This window comes from Pseudomonas sp. XP1, assembly GCF_053557675.1.
The window spans coordinates 189,030-200,049 of record NZ_JBNRIJ010000008.1 but is presented as its reverse complement, the minus strand read 5'-3'; the positions used below and the strand labels follow the sequence as shown (position 1 = coordinate 200,049).

The following is an 11,020-nucleotide window of genomic DNA, read 5'->3' as shown; positions in this document are numbered from 1 at the left end:
ATTACAACCATGATCGCATCAGGCTGAAACTCAATGGCCTGAGCCCTGTCAGCTACAGGCCCACAGGTACGGCGCAGCCCTCCAGGCTTGTGGTGATCCCTGTGGGAGCGGGCATGCCCGCGAAGAGGCCGGCACAGGAAAACCTCAATCCCGCAGCGAAACCACCGGCCACCCACGTTTCTCGGCCTCCGCCCGCAACTTCGGGTCGGGGTCCACCGCCATCGCATGCGCCACCCGCTGCAACAGCGGCAAATCGTTCATCGAGTCGCTATAGAAATAGCTGTCCTCAAGGTCGAAACCGTTCTCCAGCATCCAGCGCTCCAGCCGCGTCACCTTGCCTTCACGGAAACACGGAATATCGGTACTACGCCCTGTATAGCGGCCATCACGCATCTCGCATTCGGTCGCCAGCAACACGCGAACCCCCAGGCGCCGGGCAATCGGTGCGGTGACGAAGCGATTGGTGGCGGTGATGATCACCAACTGGTCGCCAGCCTCGCGATGTTGCTGCAGCAAGCTCAGCGCCTTGGGCAGGATGATCGGCTCGATGCAGTCGCGCATGAAATCGCGGTGCCATTCGTCGAGCTGGAGTACCGGTGTTGCCGCAAGGATTTCCATGGAAAAGGCCAGGTAGGCCTGCAGGTCCAGTGTGCCGTTCAGGTATTCCTGATAGAAGCCATCGTTGCGTTGCTTGTAGGCAACCGGGTCGAGGATGCCGCGCTGGCAAAGGTAGTCGCCCCAGGCATGGTCGCTGTCGCCACCGAGGAGGGTATTGTCCAGGTCGAATAAAGCCAGGCGCATCGCGGTCACTCGCATCAGCCACAGGGTAGGCCCGCAGAATACGGAGTTTTCACGCTGCTGCACATAAGCTTGGCGGGCGCGTTGCTGCGCTCGCAAGCTTTGTGGAACAATGCGGTGACATGCGTTTGCGAGGTTGCTGCCGTGATCGACCCGGATGGTTTTCGCCCCAATGTCGGGATCATTCTCACGAATGATGCCGGGCAGGTGCTATGGGCTCGACGGATCAACCAGGATGCCTGGCAGTTTCCCCAGGGTGGCATCAACCCTGACGAGACGCCGGAAGATGCCCTGTACCGCGAGCTGAACGAAGAAGTTGGCCTTGAACGCGATGATGTGGAAATTCTTGCCTGCACCCGTGGCTGGTTGCGTTATCGTTTACCCCAGCGACTGGTGCGTACGCATAGCCAGCCGCTGTGCATCGGCCAGAAGCAGAAATGGTTCCTGCTGCGTCTGGTCAGCAACGAACAACGGGTGCGAATGGACCTGACCGGCAAGCCGGAGTTCGACGGCTGGCGCTGGGTCAGCTATTGGTACCCGCTGGGCCAGGTTGTGACATTCAAGCGCGAGGTCTACCGACGCGCCCTGAAAGAGCTAGCACCGCGTCTGCTGACGCGCGACTGACGACGGAGTTCGACCCCGAGCCATGCTCAATACGCTGCGCAAGATCGTCCAGGAAGTAAACTCCGCCAAAGATCTCAAGTCGGCGTTGGGGATCATTGTCTTGCGTGTCAAGGAGGCCATGGGCAGCCAAGTCTGCTCCGTCTACCTGCTCGACCCGGAAACCAACCGCTTCGTGCTGATGGCCACCGAAGGCCTGAACAAGCGTTCCATCGGCAAGGTCAGCATGGCCCCCAACGAAGGCCTGGTCGGCCTGGTCGGTACCCGGGAAGAGCCGCTGAACCTGGAAAACGCTGCCGACCACCCGCGTTATCGCTACTTTGCCGAAACCGGCGAAGAAAAATTCGCCTCCTTCCTCGGTGCGCCGATCATCCACCACCGCCGCGTCGTCGGGGTATTGGTCATCCAGCAAAAGGAACGCCGCCAGTTCGACGAGGGCGAAGAAGCCTTCCTGGTCACCATGAGCGCCCAGCTCGCTGGAGTTATCGCCCACGCCGAGGCCACCGGCTCGATCCGTGGCCTGGGCCGCCAGGGCAAGGGCATCCAGGAGGCGCGCTTCGTCGGCGTACCGGGCTCGCCTGGCGCCGCCGTGGGTCGAGCAGTGGTTATGCTGCCGCCAGCCGATCTGGAAGTGGTACCGGACAAGACCGTCGATGATATCGACGCCGAACTGAAGCTGTTCCAGAACGCCCTCGAAGGCGTGCGCGACGATATGCACAAGCTGTCGGCCAAGCTGGCCACCCAGCTACGCCCGGAGGAGCGTGCACTGTTCGATGTGTACCTGATGATGCTTGAAGACGCTGCGTTGGGCGGTGAGGTGACCGAGGTCATCAAGACCGGCCAGTGGGCCCAGGGCGCCCTGCGCCAGGTGGTGGGCGAGCACGTCAACCGCTTCGAGTTGATGGATGATGACTACCTGCGCGAGCGCGCCTCCGACGTCAAGGACCTGGGCCGGCGCCTGCTGGCCTACTTGCAGGAAGCCCGGGCGCAGTCGCTGGTGTATGCCGACAACACCATCCTGGTCAGTGAAGAGCTGACCCCTGCGATGCTCGGCGAAGTGCCGGAAGGCAAGCTGGTCGGCCTGGTCTCGGTACTGGGCTCGGGCAACTCCCATGTCGCCATCCTGGCCCGCGCCATGGGCATCCCGACGGTGATGGGCCTGGTCGATCTGCCGTATTCCAAGGTCGACGGCATCGAGATGATCGTCGACGGCTACAAGGGCGAGGTGTTCACCAACCCCAGCGAAGTGCTGCGCAAGCAGTACAGCGACGTGGTCGAGGAGGAGCGCCAACTGGCCCAGGGCCTGGATGCCCTGCGCGAACTGCCGTGCGTTACACCGGACGGTCACCGCATGCCGCTGTGGGTCAACACCGGCCTGCTCGCCGATGTTGCCCGTGCCCAGCAGCGCGGCGCCGAAGGGGTAGGGCTGTACCGCACCGAAGTGCCGTTCATGATCAACCAGCGCTTCCCCAGCGAGAAAGAGCAGTTGGCCATCTACCGTGAGCAGCTGGCGGCCTTCCACCCGCTACCGGTGACCATGCGTACCCTCGACATCGGTGGCGACAAGTCGCTGTCGTACTTCCCGATCAAGGAAGAAAACCCGTTCCTCGGCTGGCGCGGCATCCGTGTCACCCTCGACCACCCGGAAATCTTTCTGGTGCAGACCCGCGCCATGCTCAAGGCCAGCGAGGGGCTGAACAATCTGCGTATCCTGCTGCCGATGATTTCCGGCATCCATGAGCTGGAAGAGGCGCTGCACCTGATCCACCGCGCCTGGGGCGAGGTGCGTGACGAAGGCACCGATGTGCCGATGCCGCCGGTTGGCGTGATGGTGGAAATTCCTGCGGCGGTGTACCAGACCAAGGAGCTGGCGCGGCAGGTGGACTTCCTGTCGGTCGGTTCCAACGACCTGACCCAGTACCTGCTGGCGGTGGACCGTAACAACCCGCGGGTCGCCGATCTTTACGACTACCTGCACCCGGCGGTGTTGCAGGCGCTGAACACAGTGGTGCGCGACGCCCATGGCGAAGGCAAGCCGGTGAGTATCTGCGGTGAGATGGCTGGTGATCCGGCAGCGGCGATCCTGTTGATGGCCATGGGCTTCGACAGCCTGTCGATGAACGCCACCAACCTGCCGAAGGTGAAGTGGATGCTGCGCCAGATCAACCTGGGCAAGGCCAAGGAATTGCTGACGGAGGCCCTGAGCCATGACAACCCGCAGGTTATCCACAGCTCGCTGCAACTGGCCCTGAAAAACCTTGGGTTGGCGCGGATGATCGGGCCTGGGGCCAATAAGACCCTCTGAATGTCAGGTGGCCTGTTCCGGCTCCTTCGCGGGTAAACCCGCGAAGAGGCCGGCGCAAGCAACATCAAATTATCAGACAAGCAACTCAACTTTCCCCAAGTGTCCGCCAAATGGCCCGAAACTGCGCTCAATAAGCCGCCTTCTTCCCTGATCATCCACAATCAGCACCGTACTCGCCCGGGTCCCATAGTTCTGGCTGGCAATGAACACACTCGATAGCAGCTTCTCGGTTGCCAACCCCACGCCCGTCTCTGGCAGCTCGCCCTCCGGCGCAGGCTCGGCATCGGCCAGCAACGCCAGCAAACGCTGCGGCTCCGGCGTTTTCAGCAATCCTTCCAGCCCACTACGCGCCTTCACCAGCTTCGGCCACGGCGTATCCAGCCCGGCGTTGGAAAGCCCGTAAACCCCGGCCTCCAGCAAGCGCGGCGCCGCGTCCTGGGCATGCAGATAGCCCAGCTGTCGCCCATCGCCCACCAGCAGGTTGAACCCTGAATACTGCCTGCTGCGGCTGGCCACCTGGTCCAGATACGCCTCGACCCCCAACTCCCCCTGCAGATACGCCGCCGCCAGCTCGCCCCGCGAGCGCGGCCCCAAAGCCTGCGCTGGGTCGCGAATATTGGTCAGCGCCGCGAACCGCCCCTGCGGGCCGACGCCCAGCCAGGTGCCGCCGGCTTCCAGGTCGCGCCCGGCATATACCCCGGGTGCATCCTCCCAAGCCGCCAGGGCCTGGGTGGGGCGGGCATAGAACTCATCGCGGTTGGCCGCCACGATCAGCGGCAGGGCATGCCCCGGCCGCCAGGCGAATACGATCAGGCACATCGGTCGGGCCTCTGGGTTTTTGCCACTGTACCCACAGCGGCGGGGAGGATCCATCCTGACACACTGTTCACTAGAGCCCCGAGCCCGGCTTCCGTTACCATGCCGCATTGTTTTCTCGGGGAAGACGAATGGAATTCGTGCTCTATCTGCTGTTGGGCGCCTGCGCCGGTGTGCTGGCCGGGCTGTTCGGCGTGGGCGGCGGTATCATCATCGTGCCGGTGCTGGTGTTCAGCTTCACCTTGCAGGGTTTCGATGCCTCTGTGCTCACCCACCTGGCTGTCGGTACGTCGCTGGCAACCATCGTCTTCACTTCGATCAATGCGGTGCTCGAGCACCATCGCAAGGGCGCGGTGCAATGGCCGATCTTCGCCTGGATGACCCTCGGCATCCTCCTTGGGGCCGGTGTCGGCGCCAAGACCGCCTCGCTGATTCAGGGGCCACTGCTGCAAAAGATCATCGGTGTGTTCGCCCTGGTCATCGCCGCGCAGATGGCCCTGGACCTCAAGCCCAAGGCCAGTCGTGGCATCCCCGGCAAGCCCGCGCTGGTTGGTGCAGGAGGGGTGATCGGCTGGGCTTCGGCCATTTTCGGCATCGGTGGCGGTTCGCTGACCGTGCCGTTCCTGACCTGGCGCAGCCTGCCCATGCAGCAGGCAGTGGCCACCTCTTCAGCCTGCGGCCTGCCGATTGCCTTGGCTAGCGCCCTGAGCTTCATGCTACTGGGCTGGCACGAGGAACACCTACCGGCCCATAGCCTGGGGTACGTGTATTTGCCGGCGTTGGTCGGCATTGCCGTGACCAGCATGTTTTTCGCCCGCTTCGGCGCGCGCTTGGCGCACAAGCTGTCGCCACGTTTGTTGAAACGCCTGTTCGCAGCCCTGCTGTTCTGTGTCGGCCTCAGCTTTTTGATTTGAATCGAGAGGAAGTTCCATGCTGCCTTACCCGCAGATAGACCCCGTGGCCGTGGCCATCGGGCCGCTGAAAATCCATTGGTACGGCCTGATGTACCTGGTAGGTATCGGCGGTGCCTGGCTGCTCGCCTCGCGCCGGCTGAACCGCTTCGACCCCACCTGGACGCGCGAAAAGCTCTCCGACCTGGTGTTCTGGCTGTCGATGGGTGTGATCGTCGGTGGTCGCCTGGGCTACGTGCTGTTCTACGACCTGCACGCCTACCTGGCCAATCCGACGCTGATCTTCGAGGTGTGGAAGGGTGGCATGTCGTTCCACGGCGGTTTCATCGGTGTGATGCTGGCGGCCTTGTGGTTCGGCAAGCGCAACAACAAGTCGTTTTTCGAGCTGATGGACTTCGTCGCTCCGCTGGTGCCGATCGGCCTGGGTGCCGGGCGCATCGGCAACTTCATCAACGCCGAGCTGTGGGGCAAGGCCACCGACGTGCCATGGGCGATGGTCTTCCCGCCGTTCAGCGACCCGGCGCAGCTGCCGCGTCACCCATCGCAGCTGTATCAGTTCGCACTAGAAGGTGTGGCGCTGTTCCTGATCCTCTGGGCGTTCTCGCGCAAGCCGCGGCCGACCATGGCAGTATCCGGCATGTTCGCGCTGTTCTACGGCATCTTCCGTTTCATCGTCGAATTCGTCCGCGTACCGGATGCCCAGCTTGGCTATCTGGCCTGGGGCTGGCTGACCATGGGTCAGATTCTGTGCGTACCGATGATCCTGGCTGGCCTTGGCCTGATCTGGTGGGCTTATAATCGCAAGCCTACGGCGAAACCCGCCTGATTAATCCCACGGCAGGGGCGATCCCTCTGCCGTTTTTGCTACAGGTAAGCCATGAAACAGTATCTGGACCTGGTCCGCGACGTCATCGACAACGGCACGCTGCAGGGCAACCGCACCGGCATCCGCACCATCAGCCTGCCGGGCGCCATGCTGCGTTTCGACTTGCAGAAGGGCTTCCCGGCCATTACCACGCGCAAACTGGCGTTCAAGTCGGCGATCGGAGAAATGGTTGGTTTCCTGCGTGGCGTGAAGAACGCCGGTGAATTCCGCGAACTGGGCTGCAAGGTCTGGGACCAGAACGCCAACGAGAACGCCCATTGGCTGGCCAACCCGTTCCGCCAGGGGCATGACGACCTGGGCGAGATCTACGGCGTGCAATGGCGCCAGTGGCCGGGCTACAAGCGCATCCCGCTGAGCAACCCGGCGGCCATCGAAATGGCCGAAAAGGCGGGGTTCCGCCGCATCGCCCAGGACGAGGAGGATGGCGTCGCGTTCGTCATCCTGTACAAAGCCATCGACCAGGTGCGCCAGTGCCTGGACACAATCGCCAACGACCCGGGCAGCCGCCGTATCCTGTTCCACGGCTGGAACTGCGCGCAGCTGGACGAAATGGCCCTGCCGCCGTGCCATCTGCTATACCAGTTCCACCCGAATGTGGAGACCAGGGAAATTTCCCTGACCCTCTACATCCGCTCCAACGACCTGGGCCTGGGTACGCCCTTCAACCTCACCGAAGGCGCGGCGCTGCTGTCGCTGTTCGGCCGCCTGACCGGCTACACCCCTCGCTGGTTCACCTACTTCATCGGCGATGCCCATGTGTATGAGAACCACCTGGACATGCTCAACGAGCAGCTCAAGCGTGAGCCGCTGGAAGCGCCGAAGCTGGTGATCAGCGACCGCGTGCCGGCGTTTGCCGAGACGGGCAAGTACGAGCCGGAGTGGCTGGAGAAGATCGAGCCGAGCGATTTCTGGCTGGAAGGGTATGAGCACCATGCGCCGATGACGGCGCCGATGGCGGTGTGATCTTTCAGATTTCCGGGGCTGCTCTGCAGCCCTTTCGCCGGCAAGCCAGCTCCCACAGGACGGCGCTGCCAGTGGGGGCTGTGCAAAACCTGTGGGAGCCGGCTTGCCGGCGATTAGGCCCTTGGATCTTTCAATGCCCGTGACTTCGCCCCACATGCGAATGCTCGGTATCCGGCAACGATACCGCCCCGTTCGTCTCCAGTTGCTGCAAGATCGCGCACTCCGCCCCTTGCGCATTGCAGCGCCGTCGCAGCTCCACCAGCTGTTCCTGCAACGCCACCAGCCCATCGATCCGTGCCTGCACATGCTCGATATGCTCGTCGATCAGCGCATTGACGCTGCCGCACGAATCATCGGGGCTGTCACGCAGGCGTAGCAGGCTGCGAATCTCATCCAGGGTCATGTCCAGGGTGCGGCAGTTGCGGATGAAGGTGAGCCGCTCGACATGGGCCTGGGTGTAAAGCCGGTAGTTGCCGTCGCTGCGCGCCGGCTCCGGCAGCAGGTGTTCACGCTCGTAGTAGCGGATGGTTTCCACGGCGCAGTCGGTGGCTTTGGCCAGTTCTCCGATCTTCATCACGAAATTCTCCAGCAAGTGGCTTGACCCTATAGTGGCTACAGGGTGTTCACTTGGCAACAGGCTCAAATTAAGGATGACCCCATGAACCAGCCTGTCAGCCACGAACACAAGCACGATCACCACGCTCATAGCTGCTGTGGCAGCGCTGCTGCGCCAGCTCTGGTCCAACTGAGCGAAAAGGCCAGCAGCCATGCCCAGTTCAGCCGTTTCCGCATCGAGGCCATGGATTGCCCTACCGAACAGACCCTGATCCAGGACAAGCTGGGCAAGCTGGCCGGTATCGAGCAACTGGAATTCAACCTGATCAACCGTGTGCTTGGCGTGCACCATACCCTGGCTGGCACCGCTGAAATCGAGCAGGCCATCGGCAGCCTGGGCATGAAAGCCGAGCCGCTTGGCGCCGAAGACGATGGCGCCGCCAGCGCAGCACAAGTGGCAAAGACCCGCTGGTGGCCGCTGGCGTTGGCCGGTATTGCCGCGGTCGCCGCCGAAATCGTGCACTTTGCCGCGCTGGCCCCGGAGTGGGTGGTGGCGGCGCTAGCGCTGGCAGCTATCCTCGGCTGTGGCCTGGGGACCTACAAGAAGGGCTGGATCGCCCTGAAAAACCGTAACCTCAACATAAACGCGCTGATGAGCATTGCCGTGACTGGTGCGGTGCTGATCGGCCAGTGGCCGGAAGCGGCCATGGTGATGGTGTTGTTCACCGTCGCCGAACTGATCGAAGCCCGCTCGCTGGACCGGGCGCGCAATGCCATTGGTGGCCTGATGCAGCTCACCCCGGACATGGCCACCGTGCGCCAGGCCGATGGCCAGTGGCGGGAAGTGGAGGTGCGGGAGGTAGCCATCGGGGCCTTGGTGCGGGTACGCCCGGGCGAACGCATTGGCCTGGACGGTGAAGTGACCAGCGGGCAATCCAGTGTCGATCAGGCACCGATAACCGGCGAAAGCCTGCCCGTGGAAAAGGCTGTGGGCGACAAACTGTTCGCCGGCACCATCAACCAGGCAGGGGCACTGGAGTTCCGTGTTACCGCTGCTGCCGGGCAATCGACTCTGGCGCGGATCATCAAGGCCGTCGAGCAAGCGCAAGGCGCGCGGGCGCCTACCCAGCGATTCGTTGACCGCTTCTCGCGCATCTACACCCCGGTGGTGTTCGCCATTGCCCTGGCCGTTGCGGTGATACCGCCGCTGTTCATGGCCGGTGCCTGGTTCGACTGGGTCTATCGCGCCCTGGTGCTGCTGGTGGTGGCCTGCCCATGCGCCCTGGTGATCTCGACGCCGGTGACCATCGTCAGCGGCCTGGCTGCTGCCGCGCGCAAGGGCATCCTGATCAAGGGTGGCGTGTACCTGGAAGGCGGGCGCCAGCTGGACTTTCTGGCCCTGGACAAGACCGGCACCATCACCCACGGCAAGCCGGTGCAGACCGACGTCAAGGTGCTGGAGCCGCTGTTCGAAGGCCGCGCGCAAGCCCTGGCCGCCAGCCTGGGCGAGCGTTCGGACCACCCGGTTTCACGCGCCATTGCCCAGTTCGGCAAGGAGCAAGGCCTGGCCTTGAGCGAGGTCGATGACTTCGCCGCCCTGGCTGGGCGTGGCGTGCGCGGTACCATCGCGGGTGAGGTTTACCACTTGGGTAACCACCGTCTGGTCGAGGAGTTGGGGCTGTGCTCGCCCGAGCTGGAGGCACAGCTGGATGCGCTGGAACGCCAGGGCAAGACCGTGGTGCTGCTGCTCGACCGCTCCGGCCCGTTGGCGCTGTTCGCGGTGGCCGACACGGTGAAGGAAAGCAGTCGCCAGGCCATCGCCGAGCTGCACGAGCTGGGCATCAAGACTGTCATGCTGACCGGTGACAATCCGCATACCGCCCAGGCCATCGCCACCGTGGTGGGTATCGACCGTGCCGAAGGCAACCTGCTGCCTGCCGACAAGCTCAAGAGCATCGAAACCCTGTACGCTCAGGGCCATCGGGTGGGCATGGTCGGTGACGGTATCAACGACGCCCCGGCGCTGGCCCGCGCCGAGATCGGTTTTGCCATGGCGGCGGCCGGTACCGACACCGCCATCGAGACCGCCGATGTGGCGCTGATGGATGACGACTTGCGGAAAATCCCGGCCTTCGTCAGGCTGTCGCGCCAAAGTGCGGCGATCCTCATGCAGAACATCGTTCTGGCGTTGGGTATCAAGGCGATATTCCTGGCGATCACCTTTGCCGGCATGGCCACCATGTGGATGGCGGTATTCGCCGACATGGGCGTGAGCCTGCTGGTGGTGTTCAACGGCTTGCGCCTGTTGCGCAAATAGAGGATGTGAATGCTGAGTTCGGAGCTGAAAGCCTTCTACATGGTGGCCCGCCTGGGCAGCATCACCCTGGCGGCGAAGAAGCTCGGGCTCAGCCAGCCCACGGTGACCACGCAGATTCGCAACCTGGAGAGCCAGTATGCGGTGGAGCTGTTCTACCGCGGCGGGCGGCGCCTGGTGCTGAGCGAGGAGGGCGTGCGCCTGCTTCCGATGGTCAAGGCACTGCTGCAGCAGGAGGCCGACATCGAGTTCGAGCTACGCAACAGCGGCCAGGCCCAGGGCAGCTTGCGCATTGCTGCTACGGCGCCTTACTACATTCTCGACCTGGTGAAGATCTACCGCGAACGCCTGCCGCAGGTGGAAGTGGCGGTGGAAATCGGCAACTCGCAGCAGGTGCTGGAGATGCTCGAGGACTACCGGGTGGATATCGCTGCTTCGTCGCAACTGCTGGAGGACGCGCGGCTGGTGCGTCGGGTGCTGGGGACTGACCCGTTGGTGGTGGCGGTGCATCGCAACCACCCGTTGGCACACCGCCAGGCGGTGTCCATTGACGTGGTCGCCGGTCATTGCCTGCTGATGCGCGAGAAAGGCTCGACCACACGCAAGCTGACCGAGCAAATGATGCAGGAGGCCGGGGTGAAGGCCGGAGCCTTGCTGGAGATTGGCAGCCGCGAGTCGATCCGTGAGGCGGTACTGCGCAATATCGGCATCAGCGTGATTGCCCGGCACGAGGTGCCACACAACCCTGAGTTGCGAGTGCTGGCGCTGGAGAACGCGCCGGTGATGCATGAGTACCTGTATTGCCTGAAGGAGCGGCGCCAGGCGCGGTTGCCGGCGGCATTCCTTGGGGT

General features: G+C 63.3%; 10 protein-coding genes. 7 read left to right on the top strand and 3 right to left on the bottom strand.

Annotated features, from left to right (window positions below):
* Positions 1-144 precede the first annotated feature (144 nt).
* Entirely contained in the window at positions 145-801 is a 657-nt protein-coding gene (locus ACK1U9_RS10425; RefSeq protein ID WP_085601879.1) for a histidinol-phosphatase, read from the bottom strand.
* A gap of 141 nt (positions 802-942) precedes the next feature.
* Between ACK1U9_RS10425 and ACK1U9_RS10420 the strand changes: the two genes are divergently transcribed.
* Together ACK1U9_RS10420 and ptsP are read left to right on the top strand one after the other, a co-directional pair.
* Complete coding sequence (locus ACK1U9_RS10420; RefSeq protein ID WP_003249017.1) at positions 943-1,422, top strand: RNA pyrophosphohydrolase; 480 nt, start codon at positions 943-945, stop codon at positions 1,420-1,422.
* Between the two features lie 22 nt (positions 1,423-1,444).
* Positions 1,445-3,724 carry a phosphoenolpyruvate--protein phosphotransferase gene (ptsP, locus tag ACK1U9_RS10415; protein WP_284385614.1) on the top strand — a complete coding sequence of 760 codons (2,280 nt, stop codon included), beginning with the start codon at positions 1,445-1,447 and terminating at the stop codon, positions 3,722-3,724.
* Positions 3,725-3,796: 72 nt separating this feature from the next.
* On the opposite strand, the gene ACK1U9_RS10410 is transcribed toward ptsP, so the two are convergent.
* Entirely contained in the window at positions 3,797-4,543 is a 747-nt protein-coding gene (locus ACK1U9_RS10410; protein ID WP_153671404.1) for an NRDE family protein, read from the bottom strand.
* 128 nt (positions 4,544-4,671) lie between these two features.
* Here ACK1U9_RS10410 and ACK1U9_RS10405 point away from each other — a divergent pair, with 128 nt between their 5' ends.
* From ACK1U9_RS10405 to ACK1U9_RS10395, 3 genes are read left to right on the top strand one after another with little or no spacing between them, the layout of a single operon-like run.
* The gene (locus tag ACK1U9_RS10405; RefSeq protein ID WP_046613580.1) at positions 4,672-5,454 is read left to right on the top strand and encodes a sulfite exporter TauE/SafE family protein; all 783 of its coding nucleotides are present in this window, start codon (positions 4,672-4,674) and stop codon (positions 5,452-5,454) included.
* A gap of 16 nt (positions 5,455-5,470) precedes the next feature.
* Positions 5,471-6,277, top strand: a complete 807-nt coding sequence (gene lgt, locus ACK1U9_RS10400) for a prolipoprotein diacylglyceryl transferase (RefSeq protein ID WP_013974665.1) — start codon at positions 5,471-5,473, stop codon at positions 6,275-6,277.
* Positions 6,278-6,328: 51 nt separating this feature from the next.
* Entirely contained in the window at positions 6,329-7,300 is a 972-nt protein-coding gene (locus tag ACK1U9_RS10395; protein ID WP_153671403.1) for a thymidylate synthase, read from the top strand.
* A gap of 130 nt (positions 7,301-7,430) precedes the next feature.
* Here ACK1U9_RS10395 and cadR read toward each other — a convergent pair whose 3' ends face one another.
* A complete protein-coding gene (cadR, locus tag ACK1U9_RS10390; protein WP_153671437.1) occupies positions 7,431-7,874 on the bottom strand; it encodes a cadmium resistance transcriptional regulator CadR in 444 nt (147 codons plus the stop codon).
* 84 nt (positions 7,875-7,958) lie between these two features.
* On the opposite strand from cadR, the gene ACK1U9_RS10385 reads away from it, so the two are divergent.
* Positions 7,959-10,172, top strand: a complete 2,214-nt coding sequence (locus ACK1U9_RS10385) for a heavy metal translocating P-type ATPase (RefSeq protein WP_153671402.1) — start codon at positions 7,959-7,961, stop codon at positions 10,170-10,172.
* A 9-nt stretch (positions 10,173-10,181) separates the two neighbouring features.
* Positions 10,182-11,020: LysR family transcriptional regulator (locus tag ACK1U9_RS10380; RefSeq protein ID WP_449109871.1), on the top strand; the 839-nt coding region annotated here is incomplete at its 3' end.

Bases quoted from the DNA above. Each gene is read 5' to 3' on its own strand.
- ACK1U9_RS10425 (WP_085601879.1), bottom strand. From the start codon at position 801: ATGCGCCTGGCTTTATTCGACCTGGACAATACCCTCCTCGGTGGCGAC.
- ptsP (WP_284385614.1), top strand. From the start codon at position 1,445: ATGCTCAATACGCTGCGCAAGATCGTCCAGGAAGTAAACTCCGCCAAA.
- ACK1U9_RS10410 (WP_153671404.1), bottom strand. From the start codon at position 4,543: ATGTGCCTGATCGTATTCGCCTGGCGGCCGGGGCATGCCCTGCCGCTG.
- ACK1U9_RS10405 (WP_046613580.1), top strand. From the start codon at position 4,672: ATGGAATTCGTGCTCTATCTGCTGTTGGGCGCCTGCGCCGGTGTGCTG.
- lgt (WP_013974665.1), top strand. From the start codon at position 5,471: ATGCTGCCTTACCCGCAGATAGACCCCGTGGCCGTGGCCATCGGGCCG.
- ACK1U9_RS10395 (WP_153671403.1), top strand. From the start codon at position 6,329: ATGAAACAGTATCTGGACCTGGTCCGCGACGTCATCGACAACGGCACG.
- cadR (WP_153671437.1), bottom strand. From the start codon at position 7,874: ATGAAGATCGGAGAACTGGCCAAAGCCACCGACTGCGCCGTGGAAACC.
- ACK1U9_RS10385 (WP_153671402.1), top strand. From the start codon at position 7,959: ATGAACCAGCCTGTCAGCCACGAACACAAGCACGATCACCACGCTCAT.